The 18,427-nt window shown below is 75.0% G+C and carries 15 protein-coding genes, 2 tRNA genes and 1 other RNA gene; 8 read left to right on the top strand and 10 right to left on the bottom strand.

Features of this window, described 5'->3' with window-relative positions:
- Positions 1-51: 51 nt before the first annotated feature.
- Positions 52-480: a methylmalonyl-CoA epimerase gene (mce, locus tag Acit_RS00790; RefSeq protein ID WP_248105030.1), complete on the bottom strand. Its 429-nt coding sequence runs from the start codon at positions 478-480 to the stop codon at positions 52-54.
- Positions 481-521: 41 nt separating this feature from the next.
- Positions 522-1,862, bottom strand: coding sequence for a crotonyl-CoA carboxylase/reductase (gene ccrA, locus Acit_RS00785; protein ID WP_248105029.1), 1,341 nt, complete (start codon positions 1,860-1,862; stop codon positions 522-524).
- 143 nt (positions 1,863-2,005) lie between these two features.
- Here ccrA and Acit_RS00780 point away from each other — a divergent pair, with 143 nt between their 5' ends.
- Positions 2,006-3,190: an acetyl-CoA C-acetyltransferase gene (locus Acit_RS00780; RefSeq protein WP_248105028.1), complete on the top strand. Its 1,185-nt coding sequence runs from the start codon at positions 2,006-2,008 to the stop codon at positions 3,188-3,190.
- A 195-nt stretch (positions 3,191-3,385) separates the two neighbouring features.
- Here Acit_RS00780 and recR read toward each other — a convergent pair whose 3' ends face one another.
- The 3 genes from recR to ffs all read right to left on the bottom strand — a co-directional run bounded on the left by recR (position 3,386) and on the right by ffs (position 6,277).
- Positions 3,386-3,985, bottom strand: a complete 600-nt coding sequence (gene recR, locus Acit_RS00775) for a recombination mediator RecR (RefSeq protein ID WP_248105027.1) — start codon at positions 3,983-3,985, stop codon at positions 3,386-3,388.
- On the bottom strand, positions 3,979-6,051 hold the full coding sequence (gene dnaX / locus Acit_RS00770) for a DNA polymerase III subunit gamma/tau (protein WP_248105026.1): 2,073 nt from the start codon (positions 6,049-6,051) through the stop codon (positions 3,979-3,981). Before dnaX ends, recR begins: the two co-directional genes overlap by 7 nt.
- Before the next feature lie 127 nt (positions 6,052-6,178).
- Positions 6,179-6,277, bottom strand: an RNA gene (ffs, locus tag Acit_RS00765) — signal recognition particle sRNA small type.
- 78 nt (positions 6,278-6,355) lie between these two features.
- Here ffs and Acit_RS00760 point away from each other — a divergent pair.
- A tRNA-Ser gene (locus tag Acit_RS00760) sits at positions 6,356-6,440 on the top strand.
- A gap of 26 nt (positions 6,441-6,466) precedes the next feature.
- Here the strand turns inward: Acit_RS00760 and mrdA are convergent.
- On the bottom strand, positions 6,467-8,854 hold the full coding sequence (gene mrdA / locus Acit_RS00755) for a penicillin-binding protein 2 (protein ID WP_248105025.1): 2,388 nt from the start codon (positions 8,852-8,854) through the stop codon (positions 6,467-6,469).
- 309 nt (positions 8,855-9,163) lie between these two features.
- Here mrdA and Acit_RS00750 point away from each other — a divergent pair, with 309 nt between their 5' ends.
- From Acit_RS00750 to Acit_RS00735, 4 genes are all read left to right on the top strand, one after another.
- Positions 9,164-9,646, top strand: a complete 483-nt coding sequence (locus Acit_RS00750) for a nucleoside deaminase (RefSeq protein WP_248105024.1) — start codon at positions 9,164-9,166, stop codon at positions 9,644-9,646.
- 65 nt (positions 9,647-9,711) lie between these two features.
- Positions 9,712-10,173: a nuclear transport factor 2 family protein gene (locus tag Acit_RS00745; RefSeq protein WP_248105023.1), complete on the top strand. Its 462-nt coding sequence runs from the start codon at positions 9,712-9,714 to the stop codon at positions 10,171-10,173.
- A gap of 307 nt (positions 10,174-10,480) precedes the next feature.
- Positions 10,481-10,570: transfer RNA gene (locus Acit_RS00740), tRNA-Ser, on the top strand.
- A gap of 20 nt (positions 10,571-10,590) precedes the next feature.
- Positions 10,591-11,217, top strand: coding sequence for a DUF429 domain-containing protein (locus tag Acit_RS00735; RefSeq protein ID WP_248105022.1), 627 nt, complete (start codon positions 10,591-10,593; stop codon positions 11,215-11,217).
- Between the two features lie 59 nt (positions 11,218-11,276).
- Here Acit_RS00735 and Acit_RS00730 read toward each other — a convergent pair whose 3' ends face one another.
- The gene (locus Acit_RS00730; protein ID WP_248105021.1) at positions 11,277-11,966 is read right to left on the bottom strand and encodes a hypothetical protein; all 690 of its coding nucleotides are present in this window, start codon (positions 11,964-11,966) and stop codon (positions 11,277-11,279) included.
- Positions 11,967-12,176: 210 nt separating this feature from the next.
- Here Acit_RS00730 and Acit_RS00725 point away from each other — a divergent pair, with 210 nt between their 5' ends.
- Entirely contained in the window at positions 12,177-14,000 is a 1,824-nt protein-coding gene (locus Acit_RS00725; protein WP_248105020.1) for an ATP-dependent helicase, read from the top strand.
- Positions 14,001-14,026: 26 nt separating this feature from the next.
- Here the strand turns inward: Acit_RS00725 and Acit_RS00720 are convergent, their stop codons facing one another.
- The 3 genes from Acit_RS00720 to Acit_RS00710 all read right to left on the bottom strand — a co-directional run bounded on the left by Acit_RS00720 (position 14,027) and on the right by Acit_RS00710 (position 17,134).
- On the bottom strand, positions 14,027-14,851 hold the full coding sequence (locus Acit_RS00720; protein WP_248105019.1) for a hypothetical protein: 825 nt from the start codon (positions 14,849-14,851) through the stop codon (positions 14,027-14,029).
- 25 nt (positions 14,852-14,876) lie between these two features.
- Positions 14,877-16,001, bottom strand: a complete 1,125-nt coding sequence (locus Acit_RS00715) for a glycoside hydrolase family 25 domain-containing protein (RefSeq protein WP_248105018.1) — start codon at positions 15,999-16,001, stop codon at positions 14,877-14,879.
- A 182-nt stretch (positions 16,002-16,183) separates the two neighbouring features.
- Positions 16,184-17,134: a LysR family transcriptional regulator gene (locus Acit_RS00710; protein WP_248105017.1), complete on the bottom strand. Its 951-nt coding sequence runs from the start codon at positions 17,132-17,134 to the stop codon at positions 16,184-16,186.
- Positions 17,135-17,204: 70 nt separating this feature from the next.
- Between Acit_RS00710 and Acit_RS00705 the strand changes: the two genes are divergently transcribed.
- On the top strand, positions 17,205-18,422 hold the full coding sequence (locus tag Acit_RS00705) for a TDT family transporter (protein WP_248105016.1): 1,218 nt from the start codon (positions 17,205-17,207) through the stop codon (positions 18,420-18,422).
- Positions 18,423-18,427: the final 5 nt, after the last annotated feature.

Below are 18,427 nucleotides of genomic sequence, written 5' to 3'. Positions count from 1 at the left end.
CGAGGCCGCCGGGCCGGGGCCGCTTCGACCCGGCCCGGGGCCGTCGGCCGGCTACTCCTGGACGAGCTCGATCAGGGTGCCGAAGGCGGCCTTCGGGTGCACGAAGGCCACCGTCGTGCCCCGGCTCCCTGGCCGTGGCTGCTCGTCGATGACCCGGCCCCCGCTGTCCTTCACCGCCTGGAGGGCGGCGGCGCAGTCGGCCACCCGGTAGCCGACGTGGTGCAGCCCCTCGCCCCGGCTGGCGAGGAACTTCGCCACCGGCGAGTCCTCCCGGGTCGGGGTGAGGAGCTGCACGAAGGAGTCGGCCACGGCGAGCAGGGCTTCCTCCACCCCGTCGCTCTCCACCCGCTCCCGGTGCACCACCTGGGCCCCGAAAGCCCGCTCGTACCACGCCACGGCGGCGTCCAGGTCGGCCACGGCGATGGCCACGTGGTCGATCTCGGTCAAAATCCCCCCGCCGGACGTCCCCTCGGCTCCCACCGGTCCTCCCTTCCTGGCTTTCCTGGCCCCGATCGCGTCGCTCAGGCGCCGTGACGCCGGAAGAGGGTGATCCGGTCCTCGCCCACCTTGGCCCGCAGCTCGGGGTCCTCCACCCCCAGGCCCTCCTCGGGAGCCAGGCAGAGCACTCCGATCTTGCCCTCGTGGAGGTTGTGGTGGACCTGGTAGGCGGCCTCGCCGACCTGCTCCAAGGGGTAGACGGCCGACAACGGGGGCAGCACCTTGCCGTCGCAGATCAGCCGGTTGGCGTCCCAGGCCTCCCGGTAGTTCGCGAAGTGGGACCCCTTGATGGTCTTCAGCCGCATCCAAAGATGCCGGTTGTCGTACTCGATCATGTAGCCCGAGGTCGCAGCGCAGGTCACCACCGTGCCGCCCCGCTTGCAGACGAACACCGAGGCCCCCATCGTCTGGCGGCCAGGGTGCTCGAAGACGATGTCGGGGTCCTCGCCCACCAGGGCCCGGATGTCCTTGCCCAGGCGCCGCCACTCCGACTCGTCCTGGGTGTGCTCGTCCTTCCAGAACCGGTAGCCCTTGGCCCGCCGGTCGATGACCGCCTCGACCCCCAGGTCCCGCAGGAGCTCGGCTTTCTCGGGCGAGGAGACCACCCCGATGGGGATGCCCCCGCCGTTCAGCACGTGCTGGACGGCGTAGCTGCCCAGGCCTCCGGTGGCCCCCCAGACCAGCACCCGGTCGCCCTGGGTCATCCGGGCCCCGTTCGGCGAGACCAGCATGCGGTAGGCGGTCGAGTTGCACAGGGCGTTGATGGCCGCCTCCTCCCAGGTCAGGTGGGCAGGCTTGGGCATCAGCTGGTTGGCCTTCACCAGGGTCAGGTCGGCCAGGCCCCCGAAGTTCGTCTCGAAGCCCCAGATCTTCTGGTTCGCGGCCAGCATGGAGTCGTCGTGCGCCGTGGGGTCCTGGTCGTCGACGTAGTTGCAGTGGATGACCACCCGGTCCCCGGGCTTCCAGTTCCGCACCGCCGAGCCCACCCGGAGCACGACCCCCGAGGCGTCCGACCCCACGACGTGGTACGGCAGGGCGTGGCGGGCCCCCCAGCGGCTCTCCTTGCCCAGCCGGTCCAGGAACCCGAAGGTCGGCAGGGGCTCGAAGATGGACGTCCAGACCGTGTTGAAGTTGATGGCCCCGGCCATGACCGCCACGTAGGCCTCGTCGGGGGCCAGCTCCGGCAGGGCCACCTCGCCCACGTGCAGGGACTTGCGGGGGTCCTTCTCCTCGCTGGCCTGGCCCTCGAACATGGTCGCCTCCTCCCGCAGGACGAAGGCGGCCCGGTAGGACTCCGGCAAGGGCAGGGCGCCCAACTCCTCCCCGCTGGCCCCCGCCAGGATGGCGTCGCGGATCTGTTCCATGGGGGCGCACCATACCCCAGGGGCCTCGCCGCCCTCGACGGGGCTGCCTGCCTACAATCGGGCCGGCACCGCCGCCGGCCAGCAGGGCCCGGGCGGGCCTGGTCCGCCGCCGGGCCCTCGGCGGCCGAACCCCGGAGGTCAACATGCCTGGATCCGTCATCCTCGCCGGTGCCCGCACCCCCATCGGGAAGCTCTCCGGCGCCCTCGCTGGCTTCTCCGCCATGGACCTCGGCGGCATGGCCATCGCCGCCGCCCTCGAGCGGGCCGGCGTGGCCCCCGACCGGGTCCGCTACGTCTTCATGGGCCAGGTCCTCCAGGCCGGCCAGGGCCAGATCACGGCCCGGCAGGCAGCCACGAAGGCCGGCGTGCCCATGGACGTGCCGGCCACGACGGTCAACAAGGTCTGCCTCTCGGGCCTCAACGCCATCTACCTCGCCGACCTCCTGATCCAAGCCGGTGAGGCCGACGTCGTGGTGGCCGGCGGCATGGAGTCCATGACCCAGGCCCCCTACCTCCTGCCTGGCGCCCGCGCCGGGTACCGCATGGGGGACGCCACGGTGGTCGACGCCATGATGTACGACGGCCTGTACTGCCAGTTCGACCACTGCGCCATGGGCCTGGGCACCGACCAGTACAACCGGCAGGCTGGCATCTCCCGGGAGCGCCAGGACGCCTTCGCCGCCCTGTCCCACGAACGGGCCGCGGCTGCCATCAAGGCTGGTCGGCTGGCCGAGGAGATCGTGCCGGTCAGCGTCCCCCAGCGCAAGGGCGACCCGGTGGTGGTGGACACCGACGAGGGGGTCCGGCCGGGCACGACCGTCGAGTCCCTCGCCGCCCTGAAACCGGCGTTCGCCAAGGACGGCACCATCACCGCCGGCAACGCCAGCCAGATCTCCGACGGCGCCGCCGCGGTCGTGGTGGCCAGCAGGGCCGTGGCCGAGCAGCTCGGCCGCACGCCCCTCGGCGAGGTCGTGGCCTACGGCCAGGTGGCCGGGCCCGACGCCTCCCTGCTCTACCAGCCGGCGGCCGCCATCGAGCAGGCCCTCGGCAAGGCCGGCCTGGCGGTCAACCAGGTCGACCTCTTCGAGATCAACGAGGCCTTCGCCGTGGTCGGCCTGGCCTCGGCGGACCGGCTCGGCATCAGCGAGGACGTCGTGAACGTCAACGGGGGGGCCATCGCCCTCGGCCACCCCATCGGCATGTCCGGCGCCCGCCTGGCCCTCACCCTGCTCCACGAGCTGCGCCGCCGGGGCGGGGGCCTTGGGGCCGCGGCCCTCTGCGGGGGTGGCGGACAGGGCGACGCCATGCTGCTTCGGAGCCTGGCCTGAGGCCGATCGGCCCGGTCCGAAGGGGCGCCGGGCGAGAAGTTCCCGAGTGGACCGCAAGGACCGGGCCACTGCCACGTTCTGCTCGGTGAGCGGCCCGGGGACTGTGGGCCGCCCCGTCGCCGGGCCCGGTGTCGGCAGGGGTCGCCCCCCGACCCTGCCGCCACCGGGCCGGCTCATGTCGTGCCCCTTGCCAACCTAGGGTTCGAGCGGCCGGCGACCCTCCAGGGCCCGCCCGAGGGTCAGTTCGTCCGCGTACTCCAGGTCGCCGCCGACCGGGAGGCCGCTGGCGATCCGGCTGACCGTCACCCCGAGGGGTCGCAGCAGGCGGGCCAGGTAGAGGGCGGTGGCCTCCCCCTCCAGGTTCGGGTTCGTGCAGACGATCACCTCCCGGACGCCTTCGGGCTCGATCCGGGCCAGGAGCTCTTTCACCTTGAGCTGCTCGGGCCCCACCCCGTCCAGCGGGTTCAGCGCTCCGTGCAGGACGTGGTACCGGCCCCGGAACTCCCGGGTCCGTTCCACCGCCACGACGTCCCGGGGATCCTCGACCACGCAGAGCACCCCCGGTTCGCGCTGGGGGTCGGTGCAGATCCGGCAGAGCTCCCCTTCGGCGATGTTGCCGCAGCGGCTGCACAGGGTTGTCCGCTCCGTCATCGCCACGATGGCCTGGGCGAGCCGGCGAGCGTCCTCGGGGGCGCCGCGAAGGAGGTGGAAGGCGATGCGCTGGGCCGACTTCGGGCCGATGCCGGGCAGCCGACCCAGCTCGTCCACCAGGGCCTGCAGGGAGGCCGTCAGCACCGGGTCTCCTCCTCACTGCCCGGGAAGGTGGCCTTCAAGATGCCGACCGCGTCCTGGGGGGGGCCTGCCGGCCGGGTCTCGTCCTCGAGGGCGGCCCGGTCCAACAAGGCGTCCTCGTCCTCTTCCGCCCCGGTTGCCCCGGTCGGCGCCGCCGGACCGCCACTGGCGCCGCCGCTCCCCGGGCCTGGCACGGCGCGCTCGGGGGCACCTGAGCCGCTGCCCGGCGAGCGGGGCTCAGCCCCCGTCCCGGGCACCGGGTCGTCGTCCACCACCAGCCGCAGGGGCACCGGCCGGCCGAAGTGGGCCGCCAGGTGCGCCTCGACCTCCCGCCGCACCTCCTCGCAGTACCCCAGGTGGGTGGCGTTCGGCAGGGCGAAGACCGCCGTGTCCCCCTCGACGGCCAGGAACCGCCCCACCCGGAACCGGGCCCGGGGCCGGGGCGGCAGCGACTGCAGCAGGCCGTCTCCCCACGCCCGGGTGAGCTCCTCCCGGCTGGGCAGCGAACTGGCCCCCGCGGCGGTGCTGGCCGCCATCCCCGCGGGGCCAACCCCGGGTCCCCCGCCATCGGGTCCCTCGCCACCGGGGCTCCCTCCACCGGGGCTCCCCGGCGGGGCGCCGCTCGTCGGCCCCTCGGGGGTCTGGGTCGGGGCCAGCGCCGCGGCCTGCTGGCGGCGCACGGCCCCGAGGGTCCGACGGGCCAGCGCCGGTCCACTCGGCGGCCCGCCGGCCTCCGGCTCGGCCCGGGCCTCCGAGGTGGGCGGGCTGCCCGTGGCGAGCGGCCGGGTGACCGCCGGCGAAGGGGGCGTCTCGGGGGCGCCGGGTCCGGCCCCGCCTGCCAGGGCTGCTTCGAGGCGAGCCACTGCCGCCTCGAGCCGCTCCAGGCGCGCTGCGAGGGCACCGAGCGTCTCCCCGGCCGGTGCGCCGGGTCCCTGGGCAGTCTCCACTGGGCCGGGTCCCGCCGCCAGGCGCAGGAGGGTCACCTCGAGGTGGGCCCGGGGGTCGGGGGCGTCCCGCATGGCCACCAGGGCCCGCCCCAGCCCCTCGAGCAGCTGGACGGCCCGGGCCGGGCCGAGGGCGCTGGCCCAGCCCAGCACCGCCTCCCGCTCGGCCCCCGTGACCTCCAGCAGCTCGGGGGCCACCGTGGCGAGGAACACCTGTCGGCCCCGCTCCACCAGCTCGCCGGCCAGTCGCTCGGGGTCCAGACCCAGGGCGAGGGCCTGTCCGAGGGCCCGCAGGCCGCCCGGGCCGTCGCAGGCGGCCAGTGCGCCCAGCACCGCCCCGACGAGGGCCGATCCCTCCTCCGCAGCCTCGCCCCCGGCAGCCAGCTGGTCGAGGGCCGAGAGGCTGTCCCGGGCCGAACCGTGCCCCCGGCGGACCGCGGCCTCCAGCAGTTCGTCGGGCACCGGCAGCCCGGCCCGTTCCCGCACCTCCTGGAGGAGCCGGGTGAGCAGCTCGGGGGGCAGGAGGCGGAAGGCGAAGTGCTGGGTGCGGCTCCGCACCGTGGCCGGGACCTTTTGAGGGTCGGTGGTGGCCAGCACGAAGACCACGTGGGCCGGCGGCTCCTCCAAGGTCTTCAGCAGGGCGTTGGCCGCTGCGGTGGAGAGCATGTGGACCTCGTCCACGATGTAGACCTTCGTCCGCCCGGGGGTCCCGAGCGCTGCCCGGGCCACCAGCTCCCGCATGGCCTCCACGCCGTTGTGCGAGGCGGCGTCCAGCTCGAAGACGTCCAGGGAGGTGCCGGCGGCGATCTCCCGGCAGGACTGGCAGCGTCCGCAGGGCTCGCCGTCGGCGGGGTCCTGGCAGTTCAGGGCCTTCGCCAGGATCCGGGCCGTCGAGGTCTTCCCCGTTCCCCGGGGGCCGCTGAAGAGGTACGCGTGGCCCACCTGGCCACGGCGCACCGCGTTCTGGAGGGCCTGGCGCACGTGGTCCTGCCCGACCAGCTCGGCGAAGCGCTGGGGCCGGAACCGCCGGTAGAGGGCCTGGCCGAGCGCCGAGTTCTCCTCGTCGCCGGCGCGTCCCGGCCCGTCAGCAGCGCTCGTCTCGGGGGAAGCAGGGGAAGGAGCCACCGCGCCGGAGCCTACCGGCGACCCCTCCCCGGGTCCTGCGGCCGCCCACGCGCCTGCCTGCCGGACCGCGCACCGGGTCGGCGGGCGGACCCGGCAGTGGGACCGGGGAACGACCGGTGCTCGGCGCGGCGGCCAGGTTGGCTACGGCACACGAGCGGACCCGCTGAGAGCTGCTGCCTTCCGGCCCTGACTCGGTTCACGGGCGCCCGTTGCGCAGGACCCAGCCGCCGCGCCGAGCACCGGTACGTCTAGGAAACGATAGCCTCCGGGGGCGCCGCCGTCGCCCCAGGGAGGGCGGTCGGCTGGAGGAGTGCGAGAGCGGCCGAATCGGCACGATTGGAAATCGTGTGTCCTGCAAGGGACCGTGGGTTCGAATCCCACCTCCTCCGCTCGAACGGCCCCCCGGGTCCGCCGCCTACGTCAGGGCGCTCGGAGAGGCCCGGGGCCGGTCGCAGCCACCCCCTTGGCCGCTGACCAGCCAGGGCAGCACCGGCAGCAACGGCACTTGCACCGCCGTCAGTCGCGCCCGGTGCTCCTGGGGCGAGCCCCGGACGACCGCCGCCCCGCTGGCCGTCGAACCACGGGAGGACGCGCCGCTGGAGACCGGGCCACTGGAGGACGCACCGCTCGAGGGTGCCGAGCTCGCCGCCGAGGCGCTGCTGCTCGGAGCCGGACCGCTCGAGGTGCCCCCGCTGGAGGCCTTGCTCGTCGAGGAGGCGCCTGACGCCGGCTTGCTGGTCGGGGAGCTGGCAGCCGACCCACCGCTGGTGGCGCTGGCACCGCTGGTGGCGGGAGGGTTCGGGACCAGCCGCAGCGGGGCGATCTGGTTGTGCCGTTGCATGAGGTAGGTGAAGATGTCCCGGGCCACGTAGGCGAAGCCAGCGGCACCGTACCCGGCCTGGGTGATGACCCCGGCGATCAGGTACTGGGGGTGCTGGGGCGGGGCCCAGCCGACGAACCAGGAGTTCGGGGCCTCCTGGGCGCCGGTCGGGCTCCGCCGGGAGGCCGTCCCGGTCTTGCCCGCGATCGGGTACTGGCTCAGGGGGAAGCCCTGGAAGGTGTAGTAGGCGGTGCCGATGGGGCTGGAGACCGCTCCTTCGTAGCCGAGCAACATGGCCTGGTGGTCCTGGGGGCTCAGCTCGACGTGGCCGGTCACCTTCGGCTCGATCCGCTTCACCACCTTGCCCGAGGGGCTCACGATGGCGGCAGCCACTTGTGGCTGGTACTTCGTCCCGCCGTTGGCGAAGGTGCTGTAGCCGTCAGCGATCTCGATGGGGGTCAGGATCGTGGCCCCCTGCCCGAAGGCCATCTCGAGGTTGTTCCCGGCGTACCACTGCGGATAGGGGTAGGCCTTGGGGAACTGCTGGTGGAGCTTCTCCTCCACCTGGGGGCTGTCGACGAAGCCGGTCTGCTCGCCGGGCAGGTCGACGCCGGTGCCCTCGCCGAAGGAGTAGGCGTTCGCCCACTTCTGGATGGCGTCCTCGCCGTACTTCGCCCGCTGCTCCCAGAACATGACGCCGAGGTTGTAGAAGAACACGTCGTCCGAGGCGGCGAGAGCCGGGGTGATGTTGATCACCCCGAGGTGCTCGTAGCCGGCGTTGTGGTAAGTGCACTGGCCGGCCGTGCAGCCCGGGATGGTGTAGGTCCCTGTGGCGTCGTCGTAGGTGTAGCTCGTGGTGATCAGCCCGTCGTTCAAGGCGGCGGTGGCCGTCGCCAGCTTGAAGACCGAGCCGGGGGTGTAGAGCCCGGCGATGGCCCGGTTGATGAGCGGCTCGTGGCTCTGCGGCGAGGTCAGGGCCTGGTAGTTCTTCTCGCTGATCCCCCCAGCCCAGACCGAGGGGTTGTAGGTCGGGTAGGAGGCCATGGCCAGGACCGCACCGTTGTTCGGGTCCATGATGACCGCCGCCCCGGTCGGGGCGGCCACGCCGCTCGCCTGGAGCTTGTGGATCTCCCCCGCCAGGTCCTGGTCGAGCTGCTGCTGGAGCCCCAAGTCGATGTGGGTCACCAAGGTGTCGCCGGGCTTGGGCGGGACCTTGCTGACCACCCCCAAGGTGTTGCCCTGGGCGTCCACCTCAACCAGCTCCTTGCCCGGCGTCCCCCGCAGGTACTGCTGGTACTGGGCCTCCAGGCCGCTCTGCCCGAACTGGTCCCCGGGCTGGTAGCCCTGGTTCTTGTACTGCTGCAGTTCCTGCTGGGTGATGGGGGTCACGTACCCCAGCACGTGCGCCGCAAGGGTCCCGAAGGGGTAGGTCCGCACCGAGACCGACTCGGCCTTCACCCCCGGGAACTCCCCGGGGTTCTCGGCGAGGGTCGTCAGCTCCTGGACCGTGGCGTTGTGGACCACCGGGATGAGCTGGTAGCTGGTGTACTGCGGGTTTGCCAGCTCCTGGTCGACGCTGGCCACGCTCTGCCCGGTCAGGGCGGCCACGGCGCTCACCACGCTCGGGTGCTGCTGGGCGTCGGCCCGGGACAGGGCGATCTCCTCGTCCGCCGCGTTCTCGACCAGTGGGACGCCGTTGCGGGTGGTGATGATGCCCCGGGGCGCAGGCAGCTGGTCCACTTGGTAGGCCTCGGAGACCACCGTGCTGCTGTACTGCTTGCCGTCGAGCACCTGCAGGTACCACAGGCGCACGACCATCACCGACAGCAGCACCAGGCCCACCGCACCGAGGACCTGCACCCGGACCCGTGGCCGGGCCGGCCGGGGCGGCCCGCTCGGCACCACCCGCCGGACGCCCCGCTTGCGGTTCGAAAAACGCAGACGGTCGAGGGACCGCCGCCGTGCCCGCCAGCCCCCGGCCACCGGCTACCGCCCCCCGTCCTGGTGCCGGTGCGCGGGCTGGCCGGTCCGTCGACCCGTGGCCGATCGGCGGGTCCTCGGGATCCTCGGCATGGCAGTCTCCACCGGCACTCCTCGTCGGGTTCGGACCGTCGTCCCCCGGGCTGCGGCGCGGCGCGCCGGAGGGCGCTCGCCAGCCCCGCCGGGAACGGAGAGGATGGTACCGGTCGTCAGCACGCGCCGGGAGGCGGCCCGCCCCGGGCGCCCCAGCCGGCGCGAACGACCCCTGACCAGGCAGACCGGGAACCGCCGGGCGACGGACGAAGGGAGACCATGACTGACGCAGCACCGTTCGGCAGCACCGAGCGGCTCGACGACCAGGCCGCCATGGCCCTCGCCCTCGCCCAGGCCCGCCTCGCCCCGACCCACGGGGACGTTCCCGTCGGCTGCGTCCTGGTCCGTGACGGCCAGCTCCTGGCGGCCCGCCACAACGAGCGCGAGCTCCGTCAGGACCCCACCGCCCACGCCGAGATCCTGGCGCTCCGCGATGCTGCGGCCACCCTGGGGAGCTGGCGCCTGGAGGGGGTCACCGCGGTGGTGACCCTGGAGCCCTGCCCCATGTGCGCGGGCGCCCTCCTCGCCAGTCGGCTCCAGCGGGTCGTCTACGCCGCCCCCGACCCGAAGGCCGGAGCCCTCGGCACCCTCTACCACCTCGGAGCCGATCCCCGGCTCCACCACGAGCTCGTCGTCGAACCGGGCCTTCGAGCCGAGGAGGCGGCCGCCCTGCTCAGCCAGTTCTTCGCCGCTCGTCGCTGAGCCGAAGGGCGCGGGCGCCGAGCGCTAGCCTTCCATCGTCCGGTCCAGAAAGAAGGTGATCGCCCGTGCCCGAGGACCGTCCACCGCTTCCCCCCTTCACACGGGAAACGGCCCTGCAAAAGGTCCAGAGCGCCGAGGATGCCTGGAACACCCGGGATCCCGAGCGAGTCGCCCTCGCGTACACCGAGGACTCCGTCTGGCGCAATCGCGACACGTTCCTGCAGGGGCGCCAGGAGATCGTCGAGTTCCTCCGGCAGAAGTGGGAGCGAGAGCTCGACTATGCGCTCCGCAAGGATCTGTGGGCCTTCGAAGGCAACCGGATCGCCGTCCGGTTCCAATACGAGAGCCGGGATCGCAACGGCCAATGGTGGCGCAGCTACGGCAACGAGCTCTGGGAGTTCGACGAGCACGGTTTGATGCGGCGGCGGGAAGCGAGCATCAACGACATCCCGATCCAGGAAGCCGAGCGGCGGATCTTCGGCCCCCGGCGGCCCGAGGAGCGGGGGCAGGAGAACCCCCTTCGCTGACGCCGCGCCAGGGTCGAACGCCCGCCGTTCGTGGCGCCCACCTGCCGGGCAGCCCGGACCGTGGCCGTCGAGACGTCCGAGCCAGGTCCGAGGTCGGGACCCTCGTCGCCGGCCCTTCGGCGTCCGGGGGCGTGTCGGAAACTTGCTAGCCTCCCCCCGGATGTCCCAGGTTTCGGGCGTCGCTGGCGTGACCCTGACCGGAGCGCCCGCACGTTCCCGGCTCGGTCCGGGAACACGCGTCCACCCCTTGGACAGCCCGGGACGACGGCCAATGGCGACGGACCACCAGCGGCCCGAGGACCAGCTCGGAGGAGTGCGAGAGCGGACGAATCGGACGGTCTCGAAAACCGTTGTGGTCGCAAGGCCACCGTGGGTTCGAATCCCACCTCCTCCGCCACGACAGCACCGGCTCGGGACGTGACCCGACCCGCGGCCGCCCGACTGGCGGCCGGCATCGACGTCGGCGGACCCCGAAAGGGCTTCGACCTCGCCGTCTGCGAGCTGGTCGCCCAGGGCTGGCAGCTCCGACACCTGGGGCGCCACGCCACGCCCGCGGGGGTCCTGGCGGTGCTGGCTTCCCACGGCGGCCCCGAGGAGGTTCTGGCCGTCGGGGTCGATGCGCCTGAGGAGCCCGCCGCACCAGGGGCCCGGTTCCGGCCCTCGGAGCTGCTCGTCCGGCGGCTCGTCTGCGGGATCCGCTGGACCCCGGACACCCGGGCCATCGCCGCCAACCCGACCTTCTACGGCTGGCTCATCCAGGGCTTCGCCCTCTGGCAGGCCCTCCGGGCGGCGGGCTTTCGCGGCGACCAGGTCGTGGAGGTGTTCCCCACGGCCGCCTGGACCCGCTGGTGCGGGCCCCGCCGGGCCCGCAGTCGAGGAGCTTGGTCCAGGGCTGGCCTCGCCGGCCTCCCCTTGTCGGGCCTCCCGCCCCGCACGAACCAGGACCAGCGCGACGCCCTCGCTGCGGCCCTCGTGGCCGGCCGCTACGGCCTGGCTGGCCGCCCCCGTGGCCCGACCTGGCCGATCGTCCTGCCCGACCCCTGAGGGTCGGGCGACCGTCCTCGGGGTGGGCCGGTCGGCGTGGCGCCCCGGCGCCGGGTCGCTCAGCCCGCCGGCTGGGGGCCCCCGGTCCCGGCTCCGCCGTCGCCCGGTTGGGCCGTCCCTGGGCGGCTTCGGCCCGCGGGGCCCGTATCGGCCGCACTCGAAGGGCGGGCCGCCTGGTCCGCACCGGGCTCGGTCAAGCCCCGCAGCGATCGCCGGAGGCCGGGGATGGCGGCAACCGCCCCGCTCACCACGCTGCCGAGCTGGGCCACGGCCTTGTCCAGGTTCTCCAGTCGGCCGTCGAGGGCCGTCGCCAGGCCGGCCAGCTCGGGGGACACCTCGTCCAGGCGACGCACCACCCGGGGCAGGTCGGCCGCCAGGTCGCCGGCAGTCTCGCTGAGTCGGCGGGACACCTCGGCCAGGGCCCCCGCCCCGCCGGTCAGCGGCGGCAGCGCGGTCTCCACCAGCCCGCTCACCCGCCGCAGGATCTCGGCGGTGCTCGCCAGCCCGCTGGCCGCGGCCTCCGCCCCGAGGGCAGCGGCTCGGACCGCGCCGTTCGTGGCTTCGAGGAGCTCGATGAGCCGATCCAGCCGCGGGGGCAACTGCCCAAGGGCTCGCAGCGCTTCCACCCCGGCCTCCGGCAGGGCCACGAGGGCCAGCGCCGACCGCCGGGCCTGAGCCACCAGGTCGCCCAGGCCGGGGGCGGCTCCCTGGTCGCCTGCCGATCCCCGCTCCTTGTCCCGTTCAGCCACCGCCGCAGGGTACCGGTCGGCGCCCGGCCACCGGGGTCGGCCTCCCGGCCCTGGCCAGGAACGACCCGTCACACCCCTCGGGCACCATGGGCGGAACGCCAGCCGAACAGCCAACCATCGGAAAAGGGAAAGGAAGGAGCGCCGTGAACCGAACGAACGCCTCGCGCTGCTGCCCGAGCTGGGCGGCCGGCGCTGCCTAAGGTGAGGGCCGTGGGCAGCCGCCGGCGGCCGAGCACCCAGAAGGGCCCCGCCCTGCCCCTCGCCGTCCCCGAGCCGCCGAGGAGCGGCCAGGACACGGTCCTGCGGGACACGGCGTCGGCTCCCAGGGTCGATGCCCTACTGGCGGGCCTCGACGAGGCCCAACGGCGCTGCGTGACCGACCCCGCCAGGGTGGTCGTGGTGGAGGCCGGCCCGGGATCGGGCAAGACCCGGGTGCTGACCCACCGCCTCGCCTACCGGGCGGCCCGAGGCGACCTCGACCCGGCCCGGGCCGTCGTGGTGACCTTCACCCGGCGGGCCGCGGAGGAGCTGCGCCGGCGTTCGACGACGCTCCAGGTGGGCGGCGGGTGGTACGGCACGGTGCACCGCCTGGCCCGGCGGGTCCTGCTCGACGAGGCCGAGCACCAGGGCCGCCAGCCCCTGGCCTTCGCCAGCGACCCCCTGGGGCTGCTCGCCGAGGCCGCCGGGGCCGACGACGCGCCCTGGGCCCCGAGCCTGGCCAGCGAGGCGGCGTGGCTGGCCAGCCTGGGGCTCGAGCCGGCGGACTACCCCGACGCCTGCACCCGGGCCCGGCGGCGTGCCCCACTCGACCCCGAGCGGGTCGCCGAGGTCCTGGCCCGCTACGAGGCGCTGAAACGGCGTCGGGGCGTCGTCGACGCGGCCGACCTGCCGCGCCTGGCCGCCGAGGCCCTCCACGACCCTGCCCTGGCCGGGGCGGTGCGCTGGCGCCACCAGCACCTGCTGGTGGACGAGGCCCAGGACCTGACCCCCGCCCAGTGGGCCTTCCTGCGCGGCCTGGCCGGGGAGGACCCCGACCTGTTCCTCGTCGGCGACCCCGACCAGACCATCTACGGCTTCAACGGAGCAGACTCACGCTTCTTGACCGCTACCGAGCAGTGGGTGGCCGCGCCCAGCCGGCACCGGCTCACCCGGAACTACCGGGCCGCCGGCGACCTGGTGCGGCTGGCCGGCCGGCTCCGGGCGCACCTGGGGTTCGCTGAGCGGGCTGCCGAGGGCGGCCAGGACCTTCCGGCGAGCGTCGAGCTCCTCCGCTGCGCCGACCCGGCTGCGGAAGCACGGGAGGTCACCCGCCGGCTCCGGCTCCTCCGGGCCGCCGGCTGGGGGTGGTCGACCATGGCGGTCCTCGCCCGCACCCGGGACCGGCTCCGCCTGGTGGAGGACGCCCTGCTGCGGGCCGGCGTGCCGGTGCGGACCGGCCGGTCGCTGCTGGAGGAGCCAGCGGTCCGGGAGGTCCTCGAGCAGCTCGACCTGGCCCGTCCCCGCCCACCGCTCGTCGTCCTGGCCGACCTCGAGGAGTGCCTGGCCGCTCGCCAGGACCCCGAGGCCGTCGCCGACCAGCTCCTCGTCCTGCGGGACCTGGTGGCCGAATGGGCGGACCAGCGGCGGGCAGGGGCCCACCCCCGGGGCCTCCGGGGCTGGCTACGGGCCGAGCTGAGCGGTCCGGACGGCCTGCAGACCGTTTCGAGGACGGGGGTGGAGCTGGCCACCTTCCACCGAGCCAAGGGCACCGAGTTCGCCCACGTGGTCCTGCTCGGCCTCGAGGACGGGATGGTGCCCCTGGCCAACGCCGAGGACCCGGAGGAGGAGGCCCGCCTGTTCTACGTGGCCTGCACCCGGGCCGAGCGCAGCCTGCTGGCCAGCTGGACCGGCCGACCGAGCCCCTGGCTGGCCCCCCTGGAGGAGGCCGCCGACGCCCTGGCCCATCGGGCCCGACCCGCCCGGGACGCCCAGGCGGCCAAGGCCCGCATCGCCGCCCTTCGCGACCGCCTGGCGGGCCTTGCCCAGCCCGCGTGAGCCGTCCTCGGCTCCGACGCCCGCCCTCAGCCTGCCGGGACGGCGTAGGGGGCGGCGGAGGCCGCCATGGCCACGGCGGCCTCGGGGTCGTCGAGGCTGCGGACCTCGACCAGAGCCGAGCCGCGCTGCCAGGCCAGCAGGATGGTCGGGCTGTCCCCGGCGGCGCTCCCGCCCGGCACCACGTCGCTCACCAGGCCCCCGCCCGGGGCTGCCGGGAGGCCGTCGGCGACGAGCCAGGACGCCAGGGAGCGGGCCTGGGCCGTGGCCGCCGCCGAGCCGGCCAGCGTCAGGACCTGGACGGTCCACCCCTCGCTCGACCAGGTGATCGCGGGGCCCTCGGCCGTCGGGCAGCTCGCCGCCTCGACCGGCCCGAGCCGCAGCGGACTCGAGGGCCCGAGGCAGCCGACCACTGTTTGGCTCCGCAGGCTCGCTAGCGCCTGGGCGGCGGCTCCAGGGGAGCTGGCCGGCACGGTCGTGAAGCTCGCCAGCTCCCGGCCCACGTGGCCGGCGGTGCCCTGTCGCAGGACGACCGTGGTCCCCCCGCCCAGGACGCTCGCCTCACCGGCCACCGTCCCCGTCGACACGGGCAGGCGCGTCGGGACCTCCACGCCCGCGGCGGCCGCCCCCAGGGTCGCCAAGGCACGGGTCACTGCCGGCGGGAACCCGTTGCTCGGGGAGGTCCCGGCTCTGCTCCCTGGCGCCGACTCGCCGGGGGTGGTCGGCACCCGGGCCGCCGCCTGGCCCTGCGGCCCGCCACGGGGGCCACGCGCCGGGCCCGTGCTCCCCTGGCGCGCCCCGCTTCCCCCGCACGAGGCCGCTGCCGCCACCAGCAGCAATCCCAGGGCCGTCACCACTCGACGGGTCCGAACCGGAGGCTCAGCACGCATAGTCCCCGTCGAAGCGTCCCGCCTCGTGCTGCACCAGGTCGACCCGCCCCCCAGCGAAGCTCGTCGCCTGGCACCAGGGCTGGTAGCTCGGGGCGCTGCCCCCCGTCGGGTACCACACCGGCACCCCCGGGTCATAGGACCCGGCGATCAGGCCCCACTGGTAGGCCGTCGAGTAGATCCCCGCCCAGTCGCCGGCCGCCCGGATGGCCGCCAGGGCACCGGCGATCACCTGGTCGTTCACCGCCGTGTCCGAGGTCCAGTAGTTCGCGGTCTCCACGTCCAGCCACCACACCCGGCTCGGGTGCCCGCTCGCCGCCGCCTCGCCGATCGACTGGCTGGCGGTCTGGTAGCCGTAGTTGAAGGCCTGGCACGTCAGGTCCCCGCTCCCGCACGCCCCGGCCGGACCCTGGTCCCAGGCTGCGGGGTCGGCCCCCTCGGGGGCGTTGAGGTTCAGGTAGGTGGTGAGCGCCGGCCCCGCCCAGCTCGCCTCGCTCGCAAAACACGGGTTCGCCGAGAAGGCCACCCCGTCGTTCACCCCCACGACGGCCACCGGGGCGACCGGCGGATAGGGCCCGCCGCACTGGGGCCAGGAGATGTCGTAGCCGTTGCCGCCCGCCGGGTAAGGATCGGCGGGCAGAGGCGGCGGGCCAGCGGGCGCTGCGGCGGGAGCCGCTGCCCCGGTGGCGGTCGTCCCCGCCGATGGTCCGGCCAGCTGCCCCACGCTCTTCGCAACCCCGCTCACCAGCCCCTCGACACCGCCGAGCGCGCCCCCGGCCACCCGGGTCGCCGCCTGGGTGACCTGGCCCACCACCGACCCCAGGGACCCGGCCAGACCGCTGGCCCCACCCCCAGCGGCCGTCCCTCCCGGGTCGCCTCCGAGCAGTCCCCCGACGGCGCCCAGCACGCCCCCGAGGAGCCCCCCGCTGGTCCCAGCGACGCCGCCGGGACCTCCCGACCCGGTCGCCCCGGGGCTCGCCCAGCCCGCCGGGGCCGCCAGGGCCAGCACCGCCCCGACTACGACCGCCCCGACCACGACCGGCCCGGCCGAACCCCGCCACCAGCGCCAGCGGGTACCGCCCGACCGCGTCCCCCCGCCGCCTCGCTCTCGATGCACGGCTGCACCTCCACAGACGCCCACGCGACTGGTCGAACGGCTGATCGCACCGTGCCCCCCGAGACCGGGCGCTTCCCACCCGGTGCCAGGTCCCCGCAAGGACCCGGCACCCCGATTCCAGCCAGCGCGGATCGTCTGGTCAAGCGGCCGGCCCGCCCGGCCCCTGTGGGCCCGCTTCGGCCTCAGCCGTCCTCGGCGACCCGGGCCAGGAGGGTCCGGGCCAGCGACGACAGCCCGGGTTGGCGGCGCCAGATCGCCCAGAGCCGGCGCTCCAGGGCCACCCCCTGGACCCCGAGGGCCACGAGCGACCCCGCGGCCACCGCCTCGGCCGCCACCAGCTCGCTCACCACCCCAGGGCCTTCCCCGTGGCGGACCGCGGCCAGCACCGCGGCCCCCGACCCCAGGGCCAAGCGGGCCCGGACCGCCAGGCCCAAGCGGGCCATGGCCTCCTCCAGGACCTCCCGGGTCCCCGAGCCCGGCTCCCGCAGCACCAGGGGCGCCCCAGCCAACTCCGTGGCCTCGACCGTCCCCCGCCCCGCCCAGGGGTGCCCCGGGGGGACCACCACCACCAGCCGGTCCCGGCCGACGGCCTGGACGGCGAGGGACGCCTCGGCGTCGGGGGTCGGGCCCTCCACGAACCCGAGCTCCACCCGGCCCTCCCGCACCGAGCGGACCACCCCAGAGGAGTTCGCCACCTCCAGCACCAGCCGAAGGTCCTCCCGCCCCGCAGCCACTCGGCCCAGCCACCGGGGGGCGAGGTGCTCGGCCACGGTCGTCGAGGCCGCCACCCGCAGCTCCGGCGCCTCGTCCGCTCCCAGCAGGCGGGCCTCCTGCTGGAGCAGGCCGGCGGCCCGGACCACCGTCTCGGCCAGCGGCAGCAGCTGCCGACCCGCCTCGGTCGGCACCGTGCCCCGGGGTCCCCGTTCGAAGAGCCGAACCCCCAGCTGGCCCTCGAGCTGGGCCAGCAGGCCACTGGCGCTCGGCTGGCTGATGCCGAGCGCCCGGGCGGCGGCCCCGAGACCCCCTCGCTCGGCCACCGCCACCGCCAGGGCCAGGCCCCGCAGGCTCGGGACCGGCTCGACCAGCCGCCCGTGCCCGGCGGTCTCCTCCCGCCCTCCGCTGCCCACAGCCATAGGAGAATCCTATTAGCTCATCGGCACCCTGGGCCTAGTCGAGCCTCGCCTGTGCTGGTTGTCTACAACCATGCCGCCGACGCCGCGTCACCTGCCATCGAGAACACCGATCCTGGCTCGCCTCTTGGCCTCGCCGGTGGACCAGGCCGCCGAGGAGCCGGCCCTCCGGCACGTCGGCCCGAACTGGTTCGCCTCGGTCATGGGCACCGGGATCGTGGCCAACGCCGCAGCCACCCTGCCCCTCCACCTGCCCGGGCTCCTGGCCGCCGCGGAGGTCGTCTGGGTGGCCGACGGCCTGCTCTTCGTGGCCCTGCTGGTGGCGACCGCCGCCCACTGGCTCCGCCACCGGGACGCCGCCCGCCGCCACGGCCGGGACCCGGCCATGGCCCAGTTCTACGGGGCCCCGCCCATGGCCATGCTGACCCTCGGGGCCGGGGCCCTGCTGGTCGGGCGCCACCTCCTCGGCCTGCGGCTTGGCGTCGACCTCGACTGGCTCCTCTGGGGGGCCGGCACCCTGACCGGCCTCGCCGCCTGCGTGGTCGTCCCCTACCGGATGTTCACCCAGATCGAGGTGGCGGCCGACGGCGCCTTCGGGGGCTGGCTCATGCCGATCGTGCCTCCCATGGTCTCGGCTGGCACCGGGCCGCTCCTCCTGCCTTACCTCCCGGCCGGGCCCGATCGCCAGACCCTCTTCGTCGGCCTCTTCGCCCTCTTCGGCATGAGCCTCGTGACCGCCCTCATCGTCATCACCCTCATCTGGTCCCGGCTCGTCCACCACGGCACCTCGGGCACCGCCCGCGTGCCGACCCTCTGGATCGTCCTCGGGCCCCTCGGCCAGTCGGTCACCGCGGCCGGCCTGCTGGCCGCCGAGGCCCACCTGGCCGCCCCCGCCCACCTGGCCCCGGCCTTCGAGGCCTTCGGGGTGCTCTTCGGGGTCCCGGTCTGGGGGTTCGCGGTCCTCTGGATCGCCCTCGTCGGCGCCTTGACCGTCCGGACCGCCCGCCGGGGCCTGCCCTTCGCCCTCACCTGGTGGAGCTTCACCTTCCCGGTCGGCACCTTCGTGACCGGCACGACCCGTCTGGCCGGCCTCACCCACCTGCCGGCCTTCCGGGTCGCCGCCGTGGCGGCCTACGCCGGCCTGGTCGGCGCCTGGGCCACCGTGGCCCTCGGCACCCTCCGCTCGGTGCTCCGGGGCGAGGCCTTCACCCCGACCCCGGCCCACCTGGCCCAGCCGACGGCCCGCAAGGAACCGGGCGCCGGGGCCCTCGCCGAGGTCCTGGCCGGGTGAGGCCC

The organism is Aciditerrimonas ferrireducens, from assembly GCF_023130475.1.
In the GTDB taxonomy this organism is placed as follows: Bacteria; Actinomycetota; Acidimicrobiia; order Acidimicrobiales; family UBA8190; genus Aciditerrimonas; species Aciditerrimonas ferrireducens.
The sequence above is the reverse complement of the archived record's forward strand: the minus strand, read 5'-3'. Positions and strand labels throughout refer to the sequence as shown.

Excerpts from the sequence above, each read along its gene's own strand:
- ccrA (WP_248105029.1), bottom strand. The coding sequence starts at position 1,862 with ATGGAACAGATCCGCGACGCCATCCTGGCGGGGGCCAGCGGGGAGGAG.
- Acit_RS00780 (WP_248105028.1), top strand. The coding sequence starts at position 2,006 with ATGCCTGGATCCGTCATCCTCGCCGGTGCCCGCACCCCCATCGGGAAG.
- Acit_RS00750 (WP_248105024.1), top strand. The coding sequence starts at position 9,164 with ATGACTGACGCAGCACCGTTCGGCAGCACCGAGCGGCTCGACGACCAG.
- Acit_RS00710 (WP_248105017.1), bottom strand. The coding sequence starts at position 17,134 with ATGGCTGTGGGCAGCGGAGGGCGGGAGGAGACCGCCGGGCACGGGCGG.
- Acit_RS00705 (WP_248105016.1), top strand. The coding sequence starts at position 17,205 with ATGCCGCCGACGCCGCGTCACCTGCCATCGAGAACACCGATCCTGGCT.